This is a genomic window from Rhodococcus sp. ACPA4 (assembly GCF_002300185.1).
Lineage (GTDB): Bacteria > Actinomycetota > Actinomycetes > Mycobacteriales > Mycobacteriaceae > Rhodococcus_F > Rhodococcus_F globerula.
In genome coordinates this window covers 2,246,188-2,271,933 of the sequence record NZ_NSDY01000001.1, presented here as the reverse complement: position 1 = coordinate 2,271,933, position 25,746 = coordinate 2,246,188, and the positions used below count along the sequence as shown (strand labels likewise).

Annotated in this window: 24 protein-coding genes; 19 read left to right on the top strand and 5 right to left on the bottom strand. The window is 61.9% G+C overall.

Translation table 11 applies throughout. The features are described 5' to 3' along the window. Positions 1-110 precede the first annotated feature (110 nt). From infA to truA, 8 genes are all read left to right on the top strand, one after another. The gene (infA, locus tag CJ178_RS10390; protein ID WP_003418601.1) at positions 111-332 is read left to right on the top strand and encodes a translation initiation factor IF-1; all 222 of its coding nucleotides are present in this window, start codon (positions 111-113) and stop codon (positions 330-332) included. A 90-nt stretch (positions 333-422) separates the two neighbouring features. Then, on the top strand, positions 423-536 hold the full coding sequence (rpmJ, locus tag CJ178_RS10385; RefSeq protein ID WP_003938068.1) for a 50S ribosomal protein L36: 114 nt from the start codon (positions 423-425) through the stop codon (positions 534-536). A 249-nt stretch (positions 537-785) separates the two neighbouring features. Beyond that, positions 786-1,160 carry a 30S ribosomal protein S13 gene (gene rpsM / locus CJ178_RS10380; protein ID WP_033231363.1) on the top strand — a complete coding sequence of 125 codons (375 nt, stop codon included), beginning with the start codon at positions 786-788 and terminating at the stop codon, positions 1,158-1,160. Beyond that, positions 1,160-1,573, top strand: coding sequence for a 30S ribosomal protein S11 (gene rpsK / locus CJ178_RS10375; RefSeq protein WP_003940683.1), 414 nt, complete (start codon positions 1,160-1,162; stop codon positions 1,571-1,573). Before rpsM ends, rpsK begins: the two co-directional genes overlap by 1 nt. 24 nt (positions 1,574-1,597) lie before the next feature. Then, a complete protein-coding gene (gene rpsD, locus CJ178_RS10370; RefSeq protein WP_033231362.1) occupies positions 1,598-2,203 on the top strand; it encodes a 30S ribosomal protein S4 in 606 nt (201 codons plus the stop codon). Positions 2,204-2,322: 119 nt separating this feature from the next. After that, on the top strand, positions 2,323-3,384 hold the full coding sequence (locus tag CJ178_RS10365) for a DNA-directed RNA polymerase subunit alpha (protein WP_033231361.1): 1,062 nt from the start codon (positions 2,323-2,325) through the stop codon (positions 3,382-3,384). Between the two features lie 29 nt (positions 3,385-3,413). Beyond that, complete coding sequence (rplQ, locus tag CJ178_RS10360; protein WP_033231360.1) at positions 3,414-3,962, top strand: 50S ribosomal protein L17; 549 nt, start codon at positions 3,414-3,416, stop codon at positions 3,960-3,962. A 5-nt stretch (positions 3,963-3,967) separates the two neighbouring features. After that, positions 3,968-4,852, top strand: coding sequence for a tRNA pseudouridine(38-40) synthase TruA (gene truA / locus CJ178_RS10355; protein WP_095886657.1), 885 nt, complete (start codon positions 3,968-3,970; stop codon positions 4,850-4,852). A 70-nt stretch (positions 4,853-4,922) separates the two neighbouring features. Here truA and CJ178_RS10350 read toward each other — a convergent pair whose 3' ends face one another. Further along, positions 4,923-6,065: an acyl-CoA dehydrogenase family protein gene (locus CJ178_RS10350; protein WP_033231358.1), complete on the bottom strand. Its 1,143-nt coding sequence runs from the start codon at positions 6,063-6,065 to the stop codon at positions 4,923-4,925. Between the two features lie 57 nt (positions 6,066-6,122). On the opposite strand from CJ178_RS10350, the gene CJ178_RS10345 reads away from it, so the two are divergent. Next, positions 6,123-6,716, top strand: coding sequence for a TetR/AcrR family transcriptional regulator (locus CJ178_RS10345; RefSeq protein WP_033231357.1), 594 nt, complete (start codon positions 6,123-6,125; stop codon positions 6,714-6,716). Then, entirely contained in the window at positions 6,713-7,270 is a 558-nt protein-coding gene (locus CJ178_RS10340) for an NADPH-dependent FMN reductase (RefSeq protein ID WP_095886656.1), read from the top strand. The genes CJ178_RS10345 and CJ178_RS10340 overlap by 4 nt, the downstream gene beginning before the upstream one ends. A 5-nt stretch (positions 7,271-7,275) precedes the next feature. Here the strand turns inward: CJ178_RS10340 and eccE are convergent, their stop codons facing one another. Then, the gene (gene eccE / locus CJ178_RS10335) at positions 7,276-8,919 is read right to left on the bottom strand and encodes a type VII secretion protein EccE (protein WP_095887925.1); all 1,644 of its coding nucleotides are present in this window, start codon (positions 8,917-8,919) and stop codon (positions 7,276-7,278) included. 62 nt (positions 8,920-8,981) lie between these two features. Between eccE and eccB the strand changes: the two genes are divergently transcribed. Next, positions 8,982-10,445: a type VII secretion protein EccB gene (eccB, locus tag CJ178_RS10330; RefSeq protein WP_095886655.1), complete on the top strand. Its 1,464-nt coding sequence runs from the start codon at positions 8,982-8,984 to the stop codon at positions 10,443-10,445. On the opposite strand, the gene CJ178_RS10325 is transcribed toward eccB, so the two are convergent. Then, a complete protein-coding gene (locus CJ178_RS10325) occupies positions 10,438-11,088 on the bottom strand; it encodes a TetR/AcrR family transcriptional regulator (protein WP_045070810.1) in 651 nt (216 codons plus the stop codon). The two genes, eccB and CJ178_RS10325, sit on opposite strands and share 8 nt — an antisense overlap. Positions 11,089-11,241: 153 nt before the next feature. On the opposite strand from CJ178_RS10325, the gene CJ178_RS10320 reads away from it, so the two are divergent. Then, on the top strand, positions 11,242-13,365 hold the full coding sequence (locus CJ178_RS10320; RefSeq protein WP_095886654.1) for an ABC transporter permease: 2,124 nt from the start codon (positions 11,242-11,244) through the stop codon (positions 13,363-13,365). Here CJ178_RS10320 and mycP read toward each other — a convergent pair. Both mycP and eccD read right to left on the bottom strand, forming a co-directional pair. Further along, a complete protein-coding gene (gene mycP / locus CJ178_RS10315) occupies positions 13,362-14,765 on the bottom strand; it encodes a type VII secretion-associated serine protease mycosin (protein WP_095886653.1) in 1,404 nt (467 codons plus the stop codon). The two genes, CJ178_RS10320 and mycP, sit on opposite strands and share 4 nt — an antisense overlap. A gap of 17 nt (positions 14,766-14,782) precedes the next feature. Continuing rightward, positions 14,783-16,249, bottom strand: a complete 1,467-nt coding sequence (eccD, locus tag CJ178_RS10310; protein ID WP_257013092.1) for a type VII secretion integral membrane protein EccD — start codon at positions 16,247-16,249, stop codon at positions 14,783-14,785. 243 nt (positions 16,250-16,492) lie between these two features. Between eccD and eccCa the strand changes: the two genes are divergently transcribed. From eccCa to glmM, 7 genes are all read left to right on the top strand, one after another. Next, positions 16,493-20,503: a type VII secretion protein EccCa gene (gene eccCa, locus CJ178_RS10305; RefSeq protein ID WP_095886652.1), complete on the top strand. Its 4,011-nt coding sequence runs from the start codon at positions 16,493-16,495 to the stop codon at positions 20,501-20,503. Continuing rightward, positions 20,485-21,987, top strand: coding sequence for a type VII secretion-associated protein (locus CJ178_RS10300; RefSeq protein ID WP_095886651.1), 1,503 nt, complete (start codon positions 20,485-20,487; stop codon positions 21,985-21,987). Before eccCa ends, CJ178_RS10300 begins: the two co-directional genes overlap by 19 nt. A gap of 154 nt (positions 21,988-22,141) precedes the next feature. After that, positions 22,142-22,447 (top strand): WXG100 family type VII secretion target, encoded by a 306-nt coding sequence (locus CJ178_RS10295; RefSeq protein WP_033231349.1) that lies wholly within the window; start codon positions 22,142-22,144, stop codon positions 22,445-22,447. Between the two features lie 117 nt (positions 22,448-22,564). After that, positions 22,565-22,861, top strand: a complete 297-nt coding sequence (locus CJ178_RS10290; RefSeq protein WP_033231348.1) for a WXG100 family type VII secretion target — start codon at positions 22,565-22,567, stop codon at positions 22,859-22,861. Between the two features lie 322 nt (positions 22,862-23,183). Then, positions 23,184-23,627, top strand: coding sequence for a 50S ribosomal protein L13 (gene rplM / locus CJ178_RS10285; protein ID WP_033231347.1), 444 nt, complete (start codon positions 23,184-23,186; stop codon positions 23,625-23,627). After that, positions 23,624-24,133 carry a 30S ribosomal protein S9 gene (gene rpsI, locus CJ178_RS10280; RefSeq protein ID WP_033231346.1) on the top strand — a complete coding sequence of 170 codons (510 nt, stop codon included), beginning with the start codon at positions 23,624-23,626 and terminating at the stop codon, positions 24,131-24,133. The genes rplM and rpsI overlap by 4 nt, the downstream gene beginning before the upstream one ends. A gap of 144 nt (positions 24,134-24,277) precedes the next feature. Next, positions 24,278-25,624 (top strand): phosphoglucosamine mutase, encoded by a 1,347-nt coding sequence (gene glmM, locus CJ178_RS10275; RefSeq protein WP_033231345.1) that lies wholly within the window; start codon positions 24,278-24,280, stop codon positions 25,622-25,624. Positions 25,625-25,746: the final 122 nt, after the last annotated feature.

Sequence of the window (25,746 nt, the reverse complement as noted above, 5' to 3'; positions counted from 1 at the left end):
AACAACGCACCGAGTCGATGTAAAAATCATGTCGATGAAGAAACCATTGCGTGCCAATGTAACGGAAGCCGATGCACGAAGCATGCCAAACCAAACGGATCGCGGAGGATATGGCTAAGAAAGACGGGGCCATCGAGGTCGAAGGACGAGTAGTCGAGCCGCTGCCCAATGCGATGTTCCGCATTGAGCTCGAGAATGGCCACAAGGTCCTCGCCCACATCAGCGGAAAGATGCGTCAGCACTACATTCGCATCCTCCCGGAAGATCGCGTTGTCGTAGAGCTCTCGCCCTACGATTTGTCGCGCGGACGCATCGTTTACCGCTACAAGTAACGAACTTCCCGGATCTGACCTGGGTCAGGGAGAAGTACGTCTGCCGGGGTTCGCTTTGGCAGGCTGCGACAAAACAGGAGATCAGAAGACGTGAAGGTTCAGCCGAGCGTCAAGAAGATCTGCGAAAAGTGCAAAGTGATCCGCCGTAACGGTCGGGTCATGGTGATCTGCGAGAACCTGCGTCACAAGCAGCGTCAGGGCTAGATCTAGCTTTTCGAAGATCTGCTTGGCAACAAGCAAAGAAGACCTTCCAGTACCAGCCATTGTTGACGAGACCCCACGCGATCGTTTACCGATCGACAGGGTCGGACAATGGTTCACCCCCGGCACGGAGGCCGGGGCCCCACTGAGTTAGTTGATGAGACCAGCCACGTTCTCGGACGTGGTTACTCGGCAAGAGGCACAGGGGATGGGCTGGGAGCAGACCTCCGCACACCGATAGGAAATGCCAACATGGCACGTCTCTCTGGTGTTGATCTTCCTCGCGAAAAGCGCATGGAGATCGCACTGACATACATCTACGGCATCGGCCGTACCCGCTCCAAGGAAATCCTTGACGCCACCGGCGTCAACCCGGATCTCCGGAGCAAGGACCTCTCGGACGAGGACCTGGCAAAGCTCCGCGAGTACATCGAGGAGTCGCTCAAGGTTGAGGGTGACCTTCGCCGCGAGGTTCAGGCCGACATCCGTCGCAAGATCGAGATCGGCTGCTACCAGGGCCTGCGCCACCGTCGTGGTCTGCCCGTGCGTGGTCAGCGCACCAAGACCAACGCCCGTACCCGTAAGGGTCCGAAGCGCACCATTGCCGGCAAGAAGAAGGCGAAGTAATGCCCCCGAAGTCACGTAGCACCGGTCCGAAGAAGACCCAGAAGACGCGTCGCAGGGATAAGAAGAACATCCCGCACGGCGCCGCTCACATCAAGAGCACCTTCAACAACACCATCGTGTCCATCACGGACCCCGCTGGAAATGTCATTTCCTGGGCGTCCTCGGGACACGTCGGCTTCAAGGGTTCGCGTAAGTCGACGCCCTTCGCCGCTCAGCTTGCTGCTGAGAGCGCTGCCCGCAAGGCGCAGGAGCATGGTGTCAAGAAGGTTGACGTCTTCGTCAAGGGACCGGGTTCGGGTCGCGAGACCGCGATTCGTTCGCTCCAGGCCGCAGGCCTCGAGGTCGGCACCATTTCCGATGTAACTCCCCAGCCGCACAACGGCTGCCGTCCGCCCAAGCGGCGTCGGGTATAAGCGGGAAGGAATAGGTAGAAAATCATGGCACGTTATACCGGACCCATCACCCGCAAGTCGCGTCGTCTGCGCGTCGACCTCGTTGGAGGCGACCAGGCATTCGAGCGTCGCCCGTACCCGCCCGGACAGCACGGCCGCGCGCGTATCAAGGAGAGCGAGTACCTGCTCCAGCTGCAGGAGAAGCAGAAGGCTCGCTTCACCTACGGCGTCATGGAGAAGCAGTTCCGTCTGTACTACAAGGAGGCGAACAACCGCCCCGGTAAGACCGGCGAGAACCTGCTCACCATCCTGGAGTCGCGTCTCGACAACGTCGTGTACCGCGCAGGCCTCGCTCGCACGCGCCGTCAGGCACGTCAGCTGGTCACGCACGGTCACCTTCTCGTGAACAACAAGAAGGTCGACATCCCGAGCTACCGCGTCTCGCAGTACGACATCATCGATGTCAAGGAGAAGTCGCTCGCAACGCTTCCGTTCCAGGTTGCCCGTGAGACCGTTGGCGATCGCCCGGTTCCCGCGTGGCTGCAGGTTGTCGGCTCGCGTCTGCGGATCCTGGTTCACCAGCTTCCCGAGCGTGCGCAGATCGACATTGCTCTGCAGGAACAGCTCATCGTCGAGTACTACTCGAAGTAAGGTGCTCCGCGCCCTGTGCGCCTTTCCGGTAGTTCCGACTACCGGAAAGGCGCACGGGGTCGCAGGCCCTTTCCCATCGTGGGCGTCAAATAGTGGACGTCCGTACAGGAGGAAATACCATGCTCATTTCTCAGCGACCCACGTTGACCGAAGAGGTCATCGCTGATAACCGCTCGAAGTTCGTCATCGAGCCCCTGGAGCCAGGTTTCGGGTACACGCTCGGCAATTCGCTGCGCCGCACGCTGCTCTCGTCGATCCCCGGCGCTGCTGTCACCAGCATCCGCATCGACGGCGTTCTCCACGAGTTCACCACGGTCCCCGGAGTGAAGGAAGACGTCACTGACATCATCCTGAACCTCAAGGGCCTCGTCGTGAGCTCCGAAGAGGACGAGCCGGTCACCATGTACGTCCGCAAGCAGGGCCCCGGCGCTGTTACCGCAGGCGACATCGTGCCCCCGGCCGGCGTCATCGTGAACAACCCTGATCTGCACATCGCCACCCTGAACGACAAGGGCAAGCTGGAGATCGAGCTCGTAGTCGAGCGCGGTCGTGGCTATGTCCCCGCCGTCCAGAACAAGGCGTCCGGCGCAGAGATCGGCCGCATTCCGGTCGACTCGATCTACTCGCCGGTGCTCAAGGTCACCTACAAGGTGGAGGCCACTCGCGTCGAACAGCGCACCGACTTCGATCGGCTCGTTCTCGACGTGGAAACGAAGAACTCCATCACCGCACGGGACGCGCTCGCTTCTGCGGGCAAGACCCTGGTTGAGCTCTTCGGCCTGGCCCGTGAGCTGAACGTCGAAGCAGAAGGCATCGAGATCGGACCCTCGCCCGCCGAGGCCGATCACATCGCTTCCTTCGGACTCCCCATCGAGGATCTGGACCTCACGGTCCGTTCCTACAACTGCCTCAAGCGCGAAGGTGTTCACACCGTCGGTGAGCTTGTCGGCCGTACCGAGTCCGATCTGCTCGACATCCGCAACTTCGGACAGAAGTCCATCGACGAGGTCAAGGTCAAGCTGCATTCGCTCGGCCTGTCCCTCAAGGACAGCCCCGCATCCTTCGATCCCACGACCGTTGCAGGCTACGACGCCGCCACCGGAACGTGGAGTGACACCGATGCCGGTTCCTTCGGCGATGCCGACGGTACCGAGGACTACGCCGAGACCGAACAGCTGTAGCAGCTCAGGTCCTTTACTAGGAGATCATCATGCCCAAGCCCAAGAAGGGTGCCCGCTTCGGCGGGTCGGCTTCCCACCAGAAGGCGATTTTCGCCAATCTGGCTACCGCGCTCTTCGAGCACGGTCGTATCACCACCACCGAGTCCAAGGCCAAGGCACTGCGCCCGTACGCCGAGAAGCTCGTCACGCACGCGAAGGCCGGCACGCTGGCTCACCGTCGTGAGGTGCTGAAGGTCATCCGTAACAAGGATGTCGTTCACACCCTGTTCGCCGAGATCGGCCCGTTCTACGCGGACCGTAACGGTGGATACACCCGCATCATCAAGACGATCCCCCGCAAGGGCGACAACGCGCCGATGGCAATCATCGAGCTCGTCAAGGAAAAGACCGTCACCTCCGAGGCTGACCGCGCACGTCGCGTCAAGGCTTCGCAGGATGCTCCCGCCGCAGAGAACGTCGTCGAGGCCGTAGAGGCTGACGCGACCGAGGCTGAGGTCGAGAACGCTGATGCAGTTGTCGAAGCTATCGAGGACGAGACCGCAACTGCGGCCGACGCCCCCGAGGCCAAGAAGGACTAGTTCCCTTGGTTTCAGCACACGCTGAATCGAACGAGCCCGCCGCCCCCCTCGGGGACGGCGGGCTCGTTCGATTGCGGCTCGATATCTCTTATGACGGCACCGACTTCTCTGGTTGGGCCAGGCAGACCGATCTACGCACGGTGTGCGGTGAGATCGAAGACAAACTGGGAACTGTTCTACGGCAACCCGTTCAGTTGACCGTCGCCGGTCGGACGGATGCCGGCGTCCATGCGAGTGGTCAGGTCGCGCACGTCGACGTGCCGGGTGATCTCCTGCCGGACGATCCGTCGCGATTGGTTCGGCGGCTCGCTCGGTTCCTGCCGAAAGATGTTCGAGTCAAGAGTATTTCCGTCGTCCCGGCCGATTTCGACGCGCGTTTCTCCGCGATGCGACGCTATTACGAGTACCGGGTGTCCAACGCGATGTTCGGTGTCGAACCGCTTCGTGTGCGTGACATGGTTTCCTACCCGAAGGCTCTTGATCTGGCCGCGATGCAGGAAGCGTCGCAGCGACTCTTGGGACTTCATGACTTTGCCGCGTTTTGCAAGCGCCGCGAAGGAGCGACGACCGTACGCGAACTTCAGCGGTTCGACTGGACACAAGAGGGCACGGTGTTCACGGCCTACGTGAATGCCGACGCGTTTTGTTGGTCGATGGTGCGGAGTCTTGTCGGCGCCGTGCTGTCCGTCGGTGAGGGGCGTCGTACGTCGGATTGGCTTGCCGGGTTGCTCGACGAATCCTCACGGTCGAGTTCCATCCTGGTGGCACCGGCCCATGGTTTGTCGTTGGTGCGAGTCGATTACCCGGATTATTCGGAGTTGGCGGCCCGCAACGCGATTACCCGTGAGACCCGCGAATTGCCGTCGGCCGGCGGTTGCTGCGGCGACTGAAGGCGCTCATCGACATTGCCCTCCCACCATTGCCCTCCCACCATTGTGGGAGGGCAATGGTCGTATCCGGCTATCCCGCCAATTGGCGCGCGATGACCAGACGCTGAATCTGGTTGGTGCCCTCGAAGATCTGAGTGATTTTGGCTTCACGCATGTACCGCTCGACCGGGAAGTCCTGGGTGTACCCGTAGCCGCCGAATACCTGCACGGCGTCGGTCGTGACCTTCATCGCGGCGTCTGTGGCAATGAGCTTGGCGACGCTGGCGTTGCGGGAGTACGGCACTCCGGCGTCGCGGCGACGGGCCGCATCGAGGTACGTGGCACGAGCGGAGTCGACGGCTGCGGCCATGTCGGCGAGCACAAAGCCGAGGCCCTGATGGTCGATGATCCGCTTGCCGAAAGCCTTGCGTTCCTTGGCGTAGGCAACCGCGTCGTCGAGTGCGCCCTGGGCGATGCCGACGGCAACGGCCGCAATTCCCAACCGACCGGAGTCGAGGGCGCTGAATGCGATGGGAAGTCCCTGACCGCGCTGGCCGATGAGGCGCTCGTCCGGGATGAAGGCGTCGTCGTAGTTCGCAGAGGCGGTGGGAACAGCGCGCAGTCCCATCTTTTCCTCGGGCTTACCGAAGCTAAGGCCCTCGGTGTCCTTGTCCACCAGGAGGCAGGAGATGCCGCGTGAGCCGTCGTCGCTGGTGCGGGCGAAGAGGTTGTAGAAGTCTGCCTTGCCGCCGTTCGTGATCCAGGCTTTGCTGCCGTTGATGCGGTATCCACCGTCGACGGGTGCAGCCTTGCAGGACAACGCTGCTGCGTCGGATCCCGCCTGGGATTCGGAGAGGCTGTAGGCGCCGATGGTGTTGCCGCCCAGCATGTCCGGCAGCCACTTGTTCTTCTGTTCGTCGGTGCCGAAGGTGAAGAGTGGGAAGCAGGAGAGGCTGTGAACGCTCACTGCGACGGCAACTGCAGCCCACCGTGAGGCGATCTCTTCGAGAACTTGCAAGTAGACCTCGTACGGCTGATCGCCGCCGCCGAACTCCTCGGGGTACGGCAAGCTCAGGAGCCCGGCTTGTCCGAGAGCGGGGAAGACTCCATCCGGGTACTTCTCGGCCTTTTCGTACTCGTTGACCTTGGGGGCGAGGACCTTGTCTGCCACGTCTCGGGTCAGTTCGATGAGATCGCGAGCTTCTTGGCTGGGCATCAGACGTTCGACCGGCACTGTCGACTCCTGTTTCTGTAGTAGTACTGACAACGATACTGCAGTACTGTTTTCAGTATGGCAAGAGTGACGGCACGCAGAGTGCAGCTATTCGATCAGTTGGTTGCGCTTTTTCTCGACGAAGGATTCGCGCATCTCACTCTCGACGAGATCGCCGCGCGCCTGCATTGCTCCAAGAGCACCCTGTACACCGTCGCAGCCGGCAAGGACGATCTCGTGCGCGCCGTCACGGTCCATTTCTTTCGTACCGCGACCGATGCCGTCGAAGACGCGGTTGCAGCTCACGCGGATCCGTTGCAGCAAGTGAGCGCGTACCTCGAGGCCGTCGGCGATCAGCTTTCCGCCGCATCGCACCAGTTCATGGAGGACCTCGCGGCGTCCACGTCGGCGCGTCAGGTGTACGAGAAGAACACGTCGATCGCTGCGAGTCGGGTACGCGAGATGATTGTTCGAGGCGTGGACGCCGGCGCGTTTCGCGAAGTACACGCGTCGTTTGTCGCTGACGCAGCCTCGAACACGATGGTGCGCATACAGCAACGTGACGTCTACAAGGCGACCGGACTGGACGACGCGCAGGCGTACCGCGAACTTGCCGCCCTCATCACCACCGGGATTGCTGCGACGGGCGCGCCGTTACCATCAACGACATGACCGATCTGTTCGTCGAGGTAATTGTCGGTTCCGTGCGCGAGGGACGAATCGGCTTGGCTGTCGCCGATTGGTTTGTTGCGCGCGCCGTGAAACAACCGAATTGGTCTGTCTCGGTCATCGACCTCGCCGAATTGATGCTTCCAACCGATTTCTCGCCGTCGGAGGCCGCCGAGGAATTGCGTCGACGCATCGAGCGCGCCGACGCCGTTGTTGCGGTCACACCCGAATACAACCATGGATATTCTGCTGCTCTGAAGACGGCACTCGATTCGGTGAAACACGAATGGCGCGCGAAACCGATCGGTTTCGTGTCATACGGAGGAGTGTCGGGAGGATTGCGTGCGACGGAACAATTGCGGCAGGTTGTTGCCGAACTGCACATGGTCTCCGTGCGTCAAAGCGTGAGTATTCACCAGGCCCGCAAGCAATTCCGGTCGCCGAATCCTACTGTGGACGCTATCGCAACCGATGCCGCCGACCGGATGATCGGTCAATTGGACTGGTGGGGAAGAGGACTGCGCGAGCATCGCGGCCGGAAGGCGTATCCCGGGTGACTCCGCTACGGTGACACCGGGAACTCGGCCCCTGCGCGCGGTCGTCCGATGAAGGATGTTTCGGCGGCGATGGTCACCAGCGTGAGTTCGACGCTTGTCTTGTCGGTCGCGACGACAATCCGATCGCCGAGGGCATTCGGCTGGACGATCGTGAGATCGGGTTCGATCTCAGGCCACTGCGCCGGATCGCCGTACACGTAGACCGCGGTGACACCGGCGCGCGGGGGAAGAGCTCGAACACCGTCGAAGACAACGGCATTGAAGGTTCCTTCCGGTCCTTGCCCGTGGCCGGAAACTCGGAGGCGATCGGGGACACCCATCGAGTCGATCAAGGGTGTCCAGGTCTCGGGTCGATCCGTGTGGATCAGAACCCGGGTTCCGGTGGCGACGGCACGGAAGATCAATTGTTGGGCGAGATAGAGTTCCCCGGCCACGAAGACGATATTCACGCCGGTCCCCGCAACGAGGGCAGCAACGCCTTGGCCTCGATCGTCGGATCCGAGGAGTTGTCCGCATCCCGCCAGTGGGAGCTCGAGCGCGGTCAGGTCCGCAGCATCCATCGTTCGGGTAGGCGAGATGGCGTCGAGCGAGGTGAGCGCGGTCGGCACGTTGGTCAGCAGGGCATCGCGTTGACGGCCACGCATGGATACCAGCCCGGCGACCGGGGCAGCTTTCGGGAGATGCCGAGTCGTGAATCGACAGGTGGCGCTCACTGCCGTCAGTCCGGTTTCGGGACGTGGCCGGAGCCGAACGGTGACCGAGGTGCCCAGTGTCGCGGCCGCCCACACCTGCGCGAGACTGCCTTTGGTAATTGCCTTCGGCTCGATTCCGTAACCGAGATTCGATACACCGGGAAGTGGTGTGGAACGCCATGTTTCGGCCACGTCTGCGACTTCCACACCGCGACTGACCTGTGCGATCGACGAGGAGATCTCGGGTGCTGTCAAGATGCGTGCCCGTGCGCCGGCAGCTTCGAGAACCCGCACCACTCGGCTTGTTGCGACGGCGATGCTGCGCGCCGCTCCGTCGCCGCCACCACCGCGGCGGTCGACGGCATCGGAGCCTTCGATTCGGTCGAATCGTAGTGCAAGCCAGACGATTCTGGTGGCCGTAGCGGGTAGCGGGCCGATCAGACGGTCGTACACCTCGGTTGCCGGTGTTCCGGACGCCACCCGAAAACCGTGGCTGACGATGTCGATCCCGGTGAGCGAAATATCGTGTTGGTGAAGGCAATCTGCGAGTTCCGCAGTGGGTAGGGCATGCGACGCGTCGAATGACGTTCGGCCGATTCGAGTCAGATAGTCGTGCGGCGCCATGATCTCGACGACGCTCACCAGCGTCGAACCGTCGACGCGTAGGCCGATGGATTGCTCGCTGGGCGTCTGGAAGCTCACGATGGTACCGCTGGAGGTCTGGCACCGTCGCATGTATCGAACGGCGGTCCGAATCCACGTCGTGATCGATCGACCGCCGATATGCAGCAGCAGGATCACCGCGACGGCGGCTGCGATCGCGATTGCCCACCGCAATTCGAGTCCGGCAAACAGGGCGAGACACGCTGCGCTGATACCCACGGCCTGTGCACTGACGACCTCGCGCGCCGAGATCCTGTGCGACGACGGCCAGTACTTCAAACGTGATCTGTCCACGGTTCCACCCCCGGGGGAACTGTACTGTGTCATCTCAGGGGATGACAGGTACGGGGGGAAATATGGCTGCTACACCTACAACTCGGTGGCAGGTCAACGGATACCGCTTCCTGGTTCGGCGCATGGAACATGCACTGGTCAGGCGGGATGTGCGGATGCTGCACGACCCGATGCGATCGCAATCGCGGGCCTTGATCGTCGGTATCGTGCTGGCGTCGTTGGGTCTTGCGGGGTGTGGTGTGCTTGCGCTTTTTCGGCCTCAGGACAAGATTGCCGATGCAGCCATCGTGGTCGGAAAAGACTCGGGTGCAATGTTTGTCGCAATGGAGGGCACATTTCACCCGGTTCTGAACCTTGCATCTGCGAGGTTGATCATCGGTTCGCCTGACAAGCCTTCGATCGTGAAGGAATCCGAAATCGATGGCAAGCCTAGGGGAGCGCTGGTGGGGATACCAGGTGGGCCGTCGGCACTACCGGAGGCGGCAGATCCGACAAATGCGCCTTGGGCGGTGTGTGACACCGTAGGTGCCGACGGCAATCGGTCCGTGGCCTCTACGGTGCTGGTCGGCGAGCCGAAGTTGCGGGAAGTCGCGTCGTACTTGCCTTCTGATCACGCGCTTCTCGTGCGTTCGGGTGCTGATCATTTTCTCGTCTACGACGGGAAACGGGCTGCTGTCGACATCGGTGATCCGGCGATCACGCGGGCATTGGGACTTGAAGGAATCGAGCCGCGGCCGATCAGCGTCGGCATGCTCAATGCGATCCCGGAGGTTCCGCGGCTACAGGCTCCGGCCATTCGTGGTCTGGGCACAATGCCGCAGTATCCGTTGGCGGACAAAACAGTCGGATCCGTTGTTCAAGTCTCCACGGGCTCCGAGATGATGTATTACGTCGTTCTCGAGGACGGTATACAGAAGGTCAGTTCAGCTGTGGCGCAACTGATCTACTTCTCCGACTCTCAAGGTGACTCGGGAATGGCCACTGTGACGCCGGATGCGATCAATCGCATTCCCTCGGTGAACGAACTTGCCACGGCCGCACTCCCGGCGCTGGCTCCGACCGTGGTGAACGAAGACGTAGCTCCGGTCAGTTGTCTTGTCTGGAAACCGGATCCGGTCTCGGTTGCAGCGCAGCGTAGCTCCGCGAGCGTGAGTGTGCTCGTGGGTAGCGACCTGCCGATCGCCGCTGACGCCAGGGTGGTTGCGCTGGCGCAGGCCGACGGGTCGGGGGATCGGTTGGATTTTGCCTACGTCGCGCCGGGTATGGGGGGATTTGTTCAGGCGACCGGGATCGAGACCGAGAGCACTCGGCGCGACAGCGTGTTCTATGTTGCCGATACCGGCGTGAAATACGGAGTGCCGAATGAAGATTCGGCGAAGGCGCTCGGACTCTCGAGACCTCCGGATCGCGCGCCTTGGCAAATGTTGGAGTTGTTGGCTTCGGGACCGTCACTCGACAAATCGAATGCCCTTGTTGCACATGACGGAATGACGCCAGACCCGTTTCCGGCGGCGCCGGTCAATTAGCGCTCGTGCGTGCGCTGAGAAAGTCCCCGACGCTGGTGACGGGGGCCGAAAGTATGCCAACGGCCGCGTCGATGATGAAGTAGGCCAAGCCCGTCCAGTCGGGGTCGATCGAGTCTTGCTGAACCAGTGACTCGTACCGGGCGCAGACGTCCGTGACCATGCGACCCATGATCCAGGCCCTGCCGGCCAGTACGGGTGGTGGCACGTCCGCGAGGAAGGCCCTCGTTTGCTGGATGAGGTCGTCTTCCAGCGGGTCCGACATCATGGAGATGAGTTCCATTCCGGATGGCACTGACCTCAATTGTTGGAGCAGGCGTGCCCGCCAGCTTGGCCGCGGCATCGATGCGAGCTGATCGGTCCACGGAAGGATGAGGCAGCTCAACAAGTCTCGGAGATCGGGGTTCTCGCCCAAGACGGCGACGAGTTGTGTGCGGCGCAGCTTGGTCTCGGTCGCGTGACGCTCCAACAAAGCGCGGATGAGTTCGTCGCGTCCGCCGAAGTGATAGGCCACGGCGGAGTGATTGGCGTTGCCTGCGTGTTCGGCGATGTGACGGTTCGACACCGCGTCGATGCCGTGGGTGGCAAAGAGTTCCTCTGCCGAGTCCAGCAATGACTGCCGCACCCGATCTCCGTGTTGTCCCATGCTTCCTCCGTTTGCTGGTTCCCTGACTGGTCTTCCGGCGCGACGCCGCGGAAGTGGGATCAACGTCACGACTCTACCGATTGCCATTTTAAGTCATGCGGCGTAATTTTTTTAAGACGCGCAGCGTAATTTTTGATATTTAGGAGTTCGACTATGACCACCACCGCATCGCCGGAAACCGAGCATCCGCCAGGCGAGCCCACGGAAGTCGAGGCTGCTGCTGCTCGAGCCCGAAAAGAGCAGATCGGCCGATATGTCGCGATGATTCTGCTGCCCTTCTTGATGGTCGGCATGATGATCACGGGGTATCTGGCCGCGATGCACGCGCCTTCCCCGAACAACATGCCGATTGCGGTGGCCGGGCCGATCCAGCAGGCCGATCAGTTTGCTGCTGCGCTCGAGGCGTCCGATCCGTCGGCCGTCGATGTGCGAGTAGTCAGTAGCGAGGACGAGGCACGTCAACTCCTTCTGGGCCGTGAGGTATCCGGCGTCGTGTCGTTGCCCGCTACGGGCGGCGACACAGCAACGGTCTACACCGCGAGTGCGGCCGGTGCTGCTCAAGTCTCGACAGTGACCGGACTTGTCGCCCCACAGGTGCTGGAGCAGGGGTTCAACGTGACGGTCGAGGATCTGGCTCCACTGCCTGCCCACGACACCGCTGGTCTGGCGGCGATGTTCATGGCCACAGCGCTCATGCTTGCGGGCTACATGCCGCTGAGTATCACGCTGTCCAACTCGCCGGAGCTGCTGCGATTCCGCCGAGTCGTACCACTTCTTGCCGGATGGTCTGCGCTGATCGCAGCGCTCGTGTGGTTGGTCACCGGCCCGATTCTCGGTGCAGTCGAGGGCCATACGGCGGCAGTTCTCGGAATCTCCTGGCTCGCTGTCTTTTCCGTCGGTTCCGTGCAGTTGTTCCTTACCCGGATATTCGGGCCGATGGCGGTTCTGGTCGGCATGCTGTTCATCATGGTGCTCGGCGTCCCGGCATCGAACATGGGAATGTCGGTCTACACCCTGCCGTCGATCTATGCGACGCTGCACGGGTTCCTGCCCACTGCGGCAACGGGTGAGGCGCTTCGATCAGTGCTGTACTTCGGCGGCGACGGTCTGGGCTCGCACCTGATCGTTTTGGCGCTCGGAGCAGCGCTTGCGCTTCTCGCGACCTTGGGCGTCGACGCGCTCAAGCGTCGTCGCAGTCCTGACGGTGGTGCGCCTGAGGTGTCCATGGCGTCGCTGACTGCTGGGCCACGTCCGACCAGCAACAAGGTTCGGTACGCGACTCTCGCGTTCTTCCCGTTTGCCATGGTTGTGCTGATGCTTTCGGTCATGCTCGGAGCGATGTATCAGCCGGCGCCCCGTGACATGCCGGTGGCTGTGGTTGCCGCCTCGAGCGAGCAAGCTGAGCAGGCCGTTGTGGGACTGGAACAGAACTTGGGCGGATTGTTCGATCTGCGTGCAGTCGATTCGGTGGACGAAGCCCGCCAGCTCGTTCAGGACCGCACGGTTGTCTCAGCATACGTACTGCCCTCCGCCGATTCGCCGACCGCGACCCTGATCACCAGCCAAGCTGCCGGCATGAGCCAGCAGCAAGCAGTGGCAGCTGTTTTCACGCAGGTTGCCCAGGGCCAGCAGGTGCCGCTGACCACGCAGGATCTTGCGCCGCTTGCCGATTCCGATTCCAGCGGCACGGTCAGTATGTACATTGCGATGGGCTGGATCATGTCCGGCTTCATGATCATCGTCGTCGCGAGCAGTGCTGCGCCCACGGTGATGAAGTTGCGGACTCTGCTCCCGGTGCTAGCCGGGTGGTCGGTCTTCATGTCCGCCGTGATCTGGACAATTGCCGGACCTGTAGTCGGAGCGATCGACGGCCACTTCTGGCAGCTCTTCGGAACCGGAATCGTCGCGATCTTCTGTACCGCGCTGTTCACGACGGTGTTCGCACGGCTACTCGGGCTCCTCGCAGTCATCCCGGCGGTCGCAATCTTGATGTTCCTCGGGGTTCCGGCGTCTGGTGGTGCGATGTCGGTCTACATGGAACCAGAGATATTCCGAGTGCTCCACGGCATCCTGCCGATGCCTGCTGCCGTGGAATCGGTACGGTCGATTCTGTACTTCGGCGCGGACACAGTCGGGTCGCATCTGATCACGTTTGTGATCTGGGGCGTTGTCTCCTTGCTGTGCGTCATGGTCATCGACAAGGTTCGTTCCGCTCGGGCCGAAGATCTGCCCCCGGAGCACGCGGATCTGCCCCAGGCTCAGCTGTCTGCTGTTTAGCGACGACGTGAACGGTGTCCTCGCTCTGCAAACACACGACGTATCGGAAACGATGACAGCAGGGCGAGGACACCGAGCGAACCTACGGCCGCGACGCCCAGGAGAGCCGCGTCGCGCGCGCGGTTGTCCGGCGGCGGCGGTACGGGCAGCGCAGCCAGAGTCGAGGTGTGGTGACCGAGCGGATAGGTTTCGACATCGCTCGGCAGCGCGGTGACGGCTGCCAACGGATCGACCACCCCATGCCCGACGTAGGGGTTCCAGCCCTCGGCCGGGGCGTGCGCCGTCGACTCGATGCGCTGAACTACCTGTGCAGCAGTGAGATCCGGGTATCGGGATCGAACCAGCGCCGCGGTTGCCGCGACGTACGGCGCCGCAAAACTTGTCCCGTTGATTGCTTGAACGGAGCCGTCCGGGCCGTACGTTCCGTTGGTCAACCCAGGTTCGGTGGGATGGAGTGACACTACTGCGGTACCGGGAGCGGCCACATCGACCCAGGGACCACCGAGGCTGAACGAGCTTGCCGCCCCGTTGGGATCGACGGATCCGACGGTCAGTACGAAGTCGTCGTACCAGGCGGGGCTGGCGAGCGTGTTGACCGAATTCCACAGGTCAGCATCGGGTGTCAGCGGGCTAGGAGTGGGATTCTGGGTCTTGCAGCCGCCGGATCCGACATTTCCTGCCGCGGCCACGACAACGATGTCCTTGACGAGCGCGGCGTATTGGATTGCGGCACCGAGGCGTTGATCGTTGATACCCTCGGCTGCCGACTTGCACGCAACTTCGGAGATGTTGATGACGGTGGCTCCTATGTCGGAGGCGTGACGGACAGCCATGGCCATCGTGTCGACATTTCCGTACCCCGACGAGTTCTCGGCGATGTTCGGGTCGTCTTGGCTGCCGGCAAGGGAGTACGCCGAACTGGACTGTCGGATCGTAATGATTGTCGCGCCGGGTGCGGCGCCGGAGAAGCCTGACCCAGTCACAGGTTGAGCGCCGATCAACCCAGCGACGACGGTACCGTGGGCGTCGCAATCCTCCGTTCCGTCGGCAGCTCCCACGTAGTCGCCACCGGGTTCCAGATTGGGAAGTCGGGGATGACGGCTGACTCCGGTATCGATCACCGCGACACGCTGCCCTGCGCCGGTCGTGATCGGCCAGACCGCATCGAATGCCAAGGCCAGCTGGGCAGGAGGGACATTGGCACCGTCGCCGCCCGACACTGCCGGGACGCACAGAGTGCGTTGTTGCGTGGCTTGCGGTGGCGCCGCGGGGCCGTCTTCGGGAAGCATCAACGGATCGACGGGTGGCGGCATCGCGCCGACAGCTACGCCTTGCCCCGCACATAGTGCGAGTGCGGCGATGGCGAGAAGTGTCGCAGTCCAGGATATTCCACGGTTCATGCGTGTATGTCCGACGCTCAGAGTCCGCGCATGACCGAAAATAGATCGGTCACCCAACAGATCAGAGGCACGATCAGCGCGATTGCAGCCAAGTCGACCAACTCTGCAACCCGTCGCATCACCGGGCTGAACACCCGGTTCGGTGCGAGGATGCCGAGCACGAGTGCCAGGATGAGAACGGCCATGGCGAGGGCAAATATGACGACGGCGTCGTCCTTGTGTGACCAGATCTGGGCGCCCAGAACAACTAGCACGGTGGCAGCCCCACACGCGATGAGGGGAACCGCCTGGGCGGTACCGGCAAATGTGCGTCCGCGGAGCATCAGAACGCCTGCGGTGACTCCGGCAAGGGCAAGGCCGGACCAGACGATTCCGTCGTCGGTATGGACCGCGGCCACGCTCAGCGCACCGGTCGTCGCCGTCACGGATGTCGCGACCACCAAACCGGTCAGGTAACTGCGGGCGCGTCCGGTTCGCTCGATCAGTTCGTCGAAATTCGGCATGTCGGGTTCGGCGGCAAAATCACGAGCTTCGTCCAAGGGATTTGCCGGTACCGGCACTGGTGGCAACGGAAGCTTGGCAAGAATCATCGATAGCCGGGCCGAGTAGGCGAGGGTGATCAGCGCGAGTGCGATGGCGACTGCGCTTATAGTTTCCAGCGAAACGCGCGGCAGCAGCGTTGCTGCCGCAGTAGCTGCGGTTGCGGCCAACGAGATGCCGAAAAGTGCTGTGAATGTGGCTAACCCGACGCCGCAGAGGCGCAGGCATAGTAAAGCGACCGATGCGACGAGCACGGAACCCATGAGAAGGTGTGGCGCCTCTAGGTCGTCGGGCACGGCAAGGAGACCAGCCGTGAATGCAAGTGGAACGCCGGCGCAACCGAGGACCAGTGCGCTTCCACTGTCGTGGTAGACGCGGGCCGTCACGATCGACGCAATGGTCAGTAGAAGGGACGTGATGAAAGCGCAAGTGGCGCCCGATATTCCGGTTGCGCCGACAATCAGCGCGGCGGAGCCGAGTAACGATGCGAGGACAGCGATCACAGAGCCGGTGATCCGTGCGGCCAGTGGTGTCCACCGCCGGTAGGTCTGCGCGTCGGTGGCGGCGACGGTGTACATGATGTCGTCGAACAACGGCGGTGGAGCGGCAGCGTCCGCGGCTTCGAGAACGAGTAGTTCTCCGTCACGGATTCCATGCTCGTGAAGGGAGAGCGTGCCCGACAGCGGTGCGCGGCCAACCTTGGCCAGTGTCCAGTCCGTCGGTTCGAATTGTTCGGATACGGTGTCGAAATCATTGGAGCCGCTGTGGCTTCGAATAGTGTCGACTATGCCGGGAATGACCAGTACGAGCGGAATGCGCAGCGGCACTGCGAGATCGACCTGCGAATGTGCCGAGAGAACTGTCAGTCGACACAGCTCTGCCGACGGTGCGCTACGACGATCACCTGGCGCCGCCGGCGCCGTGTCGGTTGTCGACATGCTCATGAATCAACCCCACTGTTCACTGTCGAACCCCACCCTTCGACGCGATTCCCCGTTCGCGTCCCCCTTCTTTATCGGAACCATACGACACCGGACTGGGAATTGCTGCCGCCACTGCTCCAGTGGAACGGTTGCGCTCGAAGGTCTTGTCGGCCCGATGGGTTAGTGTCTTCTCGTTGCGTGGACTTTGTGCCGTGGGGGCGGTCCGGTTGATGTCGGACACATCGCAGCGCTGTAGGGGGCGAAGTGAGTACAGTCAGATTTTTGCGTCGGGCTCGGCGTGAGGCGCCGCGGGCGCCAGGCGGCGAGGTGACGTTGCAGGCGCCGCCCGAGATCCCTCGTGCGACTCCTGGCAATCTGCTGACCAAATTGTTGCCGGTGGTGATGGTGGTGGCAATGATCGGCATGGTCGCGTTGATGTTCACGTCGGGAATGGCGCGAAATCCCATGTCCCAGTTGTTTCCGATCATGATGATGGTCTCGATGCTCGGGATGCTGGCCGGTGGGGGTCGTAGTGGTGGCGCGCGGACCGCCGAGGTCAACGAGGACCGTAAGGACTATCTTCGTTATCTCGATCAGTTGCGTCGTGATGTCGACGAGACCGGGCAGGCGCAACGTCGGGCACTCGAATGGAGTAGTCCGCAGCCGTCGTTGCTGTGGACCCTGGCAGGCACGTCACGCATGTGGGAGCGTCAGATTACGGACCCCGATTATTGTCACGTGCGTGTCGGTCTCGGCAGTCAGAGACTGGCGACTCGTCTGATCTCGCCGGAGACCGGACCGGTTGAAGACCTCGAACCGGTTGCATCCGTGTCGCTTCGACGATTTGTCCGTTCCCATTCGGTGGTCGAGGATCTTCCGACTGCGGTATCGCTGCGGGGGTTCGCCTCGATAGCGCTCGAAGGTCAGCGGGACGCGGCGCGGTCGTTGGTCAGGGCGATGTTGATGCAGTTGTGTACTTTTCACGGTCCTGACATATTGCAGATCGCTGTGGTGCGTGGCCCCGATACTCAGGTCGAATGGGAATGGGTCAAGTGGTTGCCGCACACGCAGCACCCGGAGGCATATGACGGGGCGGGCGCGGCGCGGATGGTGTACGGCTCCTATCTCGAGTTGGAAGGTGCTCTGGGTGAGCAACTTTCGATGCGAGGCCGCTTCTCGCGAAACGCGCCCGCATCGTCAGGTGTGCCGCATGTCGTCGTTGTCGTCGACGGCGGATTGCTGGAAGGCGATTCGGGTCTGTTGACGGGAGCGGGTCTGGATTCGGTGACGATCCTGGACCTGTGTGGTTTCTCGTCGTCGTTGTCGGCCAGTCGTGGTTTGCGTCTGGTGGTCGCTCCCGATCAAGTGGGCGCGGTCAGTAGTGCCGGCGTCGAGAAGTTTGCGCGCCCTGATTCCGTCTCCACGACTACCGCCCAGACCTTCGGCCGACGGATGGCACCGTACCGTGCTGCTTCACAGAACGCTGTCGATTCGGGGGACGACGACACGGCGTCGCGCTCGTGGAGTCAGATGCTGGGCATCGGAAACGCTGCGCGGTTCAACCCGGAGCATGCGTGGTTGCCTCGCCAGGGACGTGATCGACTGCGGGTGCCGATCGGTGTCGGTGCCGACGGTCAACCTGTCGAACTCGACCTCAAGGAATCCGCTGAGAACGGAATGGGGCCGCACGGTTTGTGTATCGGGGCAACAGGTTCGGGAAAATCGGAGTTTCTTCGGACGCTTGTGCTCGGTTTGATCGCGACACACTCGCCGAACGCCCTCAATCTTGTCCTCGTGGACTTCAAGGGTGGGGCAACCTTCCTCGGTCTTGAAGAGGCACCGCACGTTGCGGCCGTCATCACCAACCTTGCCGAAGAACTGGCCATGGTGGACCGAATGCGCGACGCACTTGCCGGTGAAATGAACCGTCGTCAAGAACTCCTCCGGGCCGCGGGAAACTTCGCAAATGTGTCGGACTACGAAAAAGCCCGGTTGGCGGGTGCCGCACTCGACCCGCTGCCTGCCCTGTTCGTCGTAGTGGACGAGTTCTCCGAATTGCTCAGTCAACAACCGGAATTCGCTGACCTCTTCGTGGCGATTGGCCGGCTCGGCAGATCGCTGCACATCCACCTGCTGCTTGCCAGCCAACGTCTGGACGAAGGGAAATTGCGCGGGCTCGACAGTCATCTTTCGTACCGAATCGGCTTGAAGACATTCTCCGCCAACGAGTCTCGGACCGTGTTGGGGGTCCCCGACGCATACTATCTACCCGGAAATCCAGGCGCCGGATATGTGAAAGCGGATTCTGCCGAGATCGTGCGCTTTCAAGGCGCGTACGTCTCCGGACCCTACGAGGGCGCGAGGATTGCGCCGACGCGACTTGCGACGGAACAATCCGTCGGTCTCGCTCCGGTGTTGTTCACCGCTGCGACGGTGATCAGTGATCACATCCCGGAGGATGTGGTGGAGCCGGACTTCGTAGATATGGGGGAGGCAGGTGACGAATCACGAACGCTCATGGGAGTTCTCGTCGACAGGATCAAGGAGTACGGTCCGCGCGCGCACGAAGTGTGGCTTCCTCCCCTCTCCGAGTCTCCGACGCTCGATCAGCTTCTTCCGCGCGCCGTGTCGCGTGATCCGAATCTGCCCCGCGGGAATTTGAGTGCAGCGTTCGGAATTGTCGACAGGCCGTTCGACCAGCGGCGCGACCCACTTGTTGTCGACCTCAATGGGTCGACCGGAAATGTAGCGATTGTCGGCGGCCCGCAGTCGGGGAAATCGACGGCACTGCGGACCCTGATCATGGCGTTTGCTCTGACGCATACCGCGGAGCAGGTGCAGTTCTATTGCCTCGATTTCGGCGGCGGAACCTTGCTGGGACTGCGGGACCTTCCGCACGTCGGTTCGGTGGCAAATCGTCTCGACCAGGACAGGGTCCGGCGAACAGTGGCGGAGGTTTCGACGGTAGTGCAGCAACGGGAGCGGCTCTTCCGTGAACTCGGTATCGACTCGATGGTCGAATTCCGGCGACTGCGCACTGCCGATCCCCGCGGAGTTGGTGTCGCCGCCGGCCTCGAACGCGACAGGTTCGGCGATGTCTTCCTGGTGATCGACGGGTGGCCAAGCGTTCGTTCCGACTTCGAATCTCTGGAAGGGCCGATCAGTATCCTTGCGGCGCAGGGATTGTCATTCGGGGTTCACGTCATGGTCACCGCGCCGAGGTGGGCAGATATTCGGCCGGCATTGAAGGATCAGCTCGGCACGCGGATTGAACTTCGCCTGGGTGACCCAGGAGACTCCGACGCGGGGCGCCAGAAAGCGAATCTGGTTCCGGAACGTCATGCGGGACGCGGTATCACTCGTGAAGGCCTGCACTTGTTGACCGGGCTTCCGCGTATGGATGGTATCTCCAGCAGCGTAGAACTGAGCGCCGCGGTATCTGATTCGGTGATGCGCATCGCTGCTATGTCGACGTCCCGACCCGCTCCAGCAGTTCGGATGCTCCCTGAATCATATACGCGTGCAGAGCTTCTCGCGTCCGTCGGAGACAGGTGGCCGCAGGCAAGCGCGGGTGACGGTCGGTGTCTGCGGGTACCTGTCGGGCTGGGTGAAACCGACCTCGAACCTGTCTACATGGACTTCGCGGAGCATCCGCACCTCCTGATATTCGGCGATACCGCCTGCGGGAAAACGTCGCTGCTCCGCGGCATAGCCGAAGGGATCATGGCGTCGAACACACCGGCGCAGGCGAAATTGATCATCGGTGACTATCGCCATTCGATGTTGGGTGTGGTCGACGGCAATCACCTCGGTGGATACTCGGCCTCAGCGGCGACATTCGGTGAACTGATGGCGGACCTTGCTCGGATCGTCGGCGGAAGAATGCCGAATTCGGATACGACGCAACAACAACTGCGAGAACGCTCGTGGTGGTCGGGACCGGAAATCTACGTGATCATCGACGACTACGACCTGGTGGCAACATCCACCGGCAACCCGGTGGCGGCATTGCTCGAGTTCATTCCCCACTCGAAGGACGTGGGGCTGCATCTGGTGATCGCCCGACGATCCGGCGGGGCAGGGCGCGCACTGTTCGAACCGGTGATTGCCCGGATCCGCGACATGGCACCTGCCGGCGTCGTGATGAGTGGCAGCCGCGACGAGGGGAATCTGGTTGGCGCCGTGCGTGGTTCCGAGATGCCGCAGGGGCGGGGTACGTACGTGTCTCGGTCGCAGACCCAGCTGGTGCAGCTACCGTGGATGCCACCGCTGTGACATCGGGTCACACGTTGTCGGTTTCTGTTCATATAGGTTCGTCCAACGCGTGGTCGGCAACCGGGCAACGCGAATTCTGTTGCAGAGTCGACACCGAGCAGCATTCGTCGCCGGCCGCCGCGTTGCCTGCAGTCAATCCGCTCGATTTCATCGACGACAACTACATGGAGATCGGTGGACGAATCGCGCCTACCGATCTCGAACTGGTGCACTTGATTTTGCACACCGTGCAAGGTTGCGGTCTGGCAGATGCGGATGTGCTGTACCTGAGCTATCCGACCGAGTGGGGAAATACCCGAAAGGGACGGTTGCTCGACGCTGCGCGCCAGGTCGGGTACGACGTTGTCCTGGTCCCGACCGCGATTGCGATTGCGCGCGCCACCCGGGGGAGCTGGCGAGCGAGGTGCATCGTGGTGGAGATCCGCGGTGGTGATGTTGTCGTTTCGTGTGTGCGCGATTTCGACGGAGACGTCACGCTCATGAACACCCAGCGCAGAGCACTGTCGGAATTGCCGCAACTATTCGGTGAATTCGAGGAACTGACAGTTCGGGACTCTGTAGTAGTTGTCGGGCGACATTCGCATTCGATTGCGTCGTCCTTGGAGCGTGGGTCGCGAAGCATTCACGGCTACGCGAGCGTGCGTGTTCTCGACGAGAGTCGGATCGTGCGAGCGATCGTTGATCCGCGGGTGCGTCTGGAGTCGGTCACAGCAGAAAATTCGGCGGGTCGGGCTGTGGACAACTCGGCATTCGGAGATCGGTGGGTGCCGCCGTCAAGGCTGGTCACGCCAGCCGATTCGGGTGTCCGCCAGCGCCGCTGGTTGCCGATGCTGGCGGTGTCAGTCGTTGTTGTCGGACTGCTCGGGGTGGGCGTGGCGGTCGCGACCGGGCGAGGCGGCGTCGAAGGCACTGCGGTCGAAGGTACTGCGGTCGAAGCCCGAACTACTGACGGTGAGTCTGCCGATGTGGTGCCGCCGACCGCACAACCGACCACACTGGGGAGTGCCCAGCCGAGCACGCTGGTGCCTTCCACTACGTCGGCCGTGGCAACGACAACAATCCCGCTCGCCGGTGGCAACGTGAGCGTTGTCGTGCCGGCGGGGTGGGCGCCCGATCGCGGCGGATCGGCCCCAGGACGGATGGACTTGATTCCGGAGTCTGGGAATGATCGCAAAATCGTCATCGTCGAGAAGGAGCTCCGTGCAGGCGTCGAGTTCGACGCGGTCGAGATCGATCTGCGTGAGCAGCTTTCGGCGATAGAGGATCCACTCCGCTTCGGAAACCTCGAGTCCACTGTTGCCGTGGACGGACGAAAGGTTCTGTTGTACAGGGAATTTCCGGATGGATATTCCGAAGTTCGGTGGCAGGTATTTGTCGAACGTGGCAGGCAGGTGAGTATCGGATGCCAGTACCTCGTCGGTGAATGGGACGCGTTCGAGCCGGAGTGCGCTCAGATCGTCGAATCACTGTCGTCCGTGAATTGACCGCGCGAAATTTCTTTTCGAACCGCCGGAACCGTCGGCGAGTGCGCGGCGTCCAAGTATGTGTAGCGCACATCAGGTACTTGTTGCCGGCGAAGGTCCGCCGGATGTGAGCCACCGCCGACACCGCGCATGCACATCACAACCAGGGGGAAACATGGGCTTTACCGCAACTACCGCTGAATTGATCAGTTCGGCGAATGTCATCAACGGCCATTTGGGCGACATCAGAGGTCTGGTGAATGCTGTTCGATCCGAGGCGGAGGCGTCGAGCGGTTCGTGGAAGGGCAGTGCGCACACCGAATATGCCGACATCATGGTGCGCTACAACAACGCTGCCATGAAGCTCGATACGGCGCTGGGCGATATCTGTGAGCAGATCAAGCAGTCGGCCGGAACGTTCGACAGCGCAGAATCCGACAACGTGAGTTCGTTGCGCGGCGCGACCGTCAACATGTCCTGAGTGCTCTGAATCAGGCTCCGCGCAAGAACATTCGGTGAGTCGACTGAGATCGTCCCGGATGCGACAGACATACAGAGATCAGATTCGATACGGACATAAAGTGGAACGGGAGTGGTTATGAGCGAGAACATGATCAGGTACGACTTCGGCGGACTTGCCATGTTGTCTGACGAAATGAAGCGTCAGGCGCAGGCGATCAACGACAAGCAGGGCGAGATCAAGGTTGTTGTCGACAACCTGCAGGCGGGATGGGAAGGTGCGGGTTCTGAAGCCTGGAACGACGCTCAGCGTCGGTGGGGGCAGGCGTCGGAAGAGCTGAACATCGTGCTGGCTCAGATCGCCAACGCAACCGCGAGTGGTTCCGATTCGATGCGCGACGCCGATCGCGCCGCCGCGAACGGCTTCGGGCGCTGACTTCACGTCGCATGTGGCTTTCCGTTTTCTACCCCGACGAGCATCGGTCGTCGGGGTAGAAAGCTCTTGTATGAATGCTGCCAACGGTAGTCCGGACTCTCTTTGACCGGAGACGGTTGATACCGGTATCGTCTATCGGTGGCGTGCCGTAGGCCTCCGCATGTTGATGTCCGGATGTTTGATCGTGTGTTCGACTGCACGTTCGATTCCCGGAACTCGATGCGCAGGGTCCAGCGGTTCTCGGGTCTCAACTGGCCGCCGAGAATTGTCTATGCGATACGCACATGGTCAGCAGTGGAATGAATTAAGACGAGGAAGTTCTGTGTCTACGTACACCCCGAAGGCCGGAGATGTGACCCACACGTGGCACGTCATCGACGCCACCGACGTGGTGCTGGGCCGTCTTGCCGTTCAGGCAGCGACCCTGCTGCGCGGTAAGCACAAGCCCACCTACGCTCCGCACATCGATGGTGGCGACTTCGTCGTCGTCATCAACGCCGAGAAGGTTGCCATCAGCGGCAACAAGCTCGTTGGCAAGAAGGTCTACCACCACTCCGGATTCCCGGGTGGCCTGAAGTCCCGCACCGTCGGAGAGGTCCTCGACCGGACCCCCGATCGCCTCGTGGAGAAGGCCATCGTCGGCATGCTCCCGAAGACCAAGCTTGGTCGCGCGATGAGCAGCAAGCTCAAGGTCTACGCGGGCCCGAATCACCCCCACACCGCGCAGCAGCCGGTGCCGTTCGAGATCAAGCAGGTCGCACAGTGACATCGCCGGAAGAGCAGAACGTGACCGAAGAAAACATCGAGGCAGTGGAAGAATTCGCCGCCGAAGCAGTCGAGGTCGTCGAAGAGGTTGCAGCGGCTACGCTGGCACCGATCGTCATCGATCGCCCGATCCAGACCGTTGGTCGTCGTAAGGAAGCGGTCGTCCGCGTCCGCATGATCCCCGGCACCGGCCAGTTCAAGCTCAACGGCCGCACCATCGAGGATTACTTCCCGAACAAGGTGCACCAGCAGCTGATCAAGGCTCCGCTGGTTACGGTTGAGCGTCCCGAGTCTTTCGACATCGTTGCACTGCTGCACGGTGGCGGACCGTCCGGTCAGGCAGGCGCGTTGCGTCTGGCTATCGCTCGTGCGCTCATCGAGGTCACCCCCGATGATCGTCCGGCACTCAAGAAGGCCGGCTTCCTGACCCGTGACGCTCGCGCAGTCGAGCGTAAGAAGTACGGACTGAAGAAGGCTCGTAAGGCATCGCAGTACTCGAAGCGTTGATGCTTCGCCGAGGTTGACCGGCTGGTCTGCTTCGGCACCTGTTCGACTCGAGAGCAGGCGTCCATCGTTACCGGACGCCTGCTCTTGTGTTTTTCGGGAAAGATATTTCACAGAACTCGCACAAGATATTCAGGGAGTTGTTCGATGGGGCGGTTGTTCGGAACTGACGGTGTGCGCGGCTTGGCCAATGGTGATCTGACGGCGGATCTTGCGCTGCGATTGTCGATAGCGGCTGCGCATGTTCTGGCAGCTGAATCAACCGGTGGTGGCACCCGCCGCCCGACCGCGGTCGTCGGACGCGATCCTCGTGCGAGCGGTGAAATGCTCCAGGCAGCTGTCACGGCGGGGCTGACTTCGGCCGGCATCGACGTCTTGGATGTCGGCGTTCTGCCGACACCAGCGGTTGCCTATCTGACTGGTTTGTTCGATGCGAGTCTCGGCGTGATGATCTCCGCCTCTCACAATCCGATGCCGGACAACGGCATCAAGATCTTTGCCGCGGGTGGACACAAACTCGACGACGATGTCGAGGCCGCAATCGAGGCCGCCATCGACGGTGGTGTGGCGCCGAAGTTGCCGACCGGCGCGGGTATCGGGCGAGTACGCCCGGTCGGTGATGCCGCTGCGCTCTACTTGCAGCATCTCGGCACCGCTCTGACTCAGCCGCTCGACGGCCTGACCGTTGTTGTGGACTGCGCAAATGGGGCAGCCTCCGAGGTCGGCCCGGCGGCCTATCGGGCTGCGGGTGCGACGGTGATCGCGATCAGCGCCGAACCGGACGGCCTCAACATCAACGACGGTTGTGGATCCACTCACCTGGAGAATCTGCAGAAAGCAGTGGTCGAGCACGGCGCCGATCTTGGTCTTGCCCACGACGGTGACGCCGACCGTTGCCTCGCCGTCGACGAGACCGGGGCAGTGATCGACGGCGACGTGATCATGGCGGTGCTGGCGGTGGCGATGCACGAATCCGGAGAATTGGTCGACAACACACTCGTGGCGACCGTCATGAGCAACCTGGGTTTGCACCTTGCGATGCGGGCAGCGGGTATCGACGTGGTCACAGCGGCGGTCGGTGACCGCTATGTGTTGGAAGAACTTCGTACCGGCGGATACAGCTTGGGCGGCGAACAGTCCGGACACGTGGTGTTCCCCGGATTCGGAACAACCGGAGACGGCGTGCTCACCGGACTTCGATTGCTGGCCAGGATGGCGCAGACGGGTAAGTCGTCCTCGCAGCTCGCCGCAACGATGACGTCGCTTCCGCAGGTCTTGGTGAATGTGAGGGTGGAAGACAAAGCAGCAGTTGCCGCAGCGACCTCGGTAATGGCAGCGGTCGCCGATGCCGAGCGTGTGCTCGGTGACGCCGGCCGTGTTCTGCTTCGACCTTCCGGTACCGAACAATTGGTGCGAGTCATGGTCGAAGCTGCGGATCTTGGTGTGGCACGCAAGCTTGCCGACGAGCTGGCAGAAACCGTCGCAGCGGTGTAACCGCATGTAGCGTGATCGTCCGGTGGGGAACTGAATTCTCGTGGGAACGACCCACGGGGTTCGTGCGTCCAAGTAGTCATGGACCGCCGGATCTTTCGTGCGGCCGGGCGAAACGGAGTTCC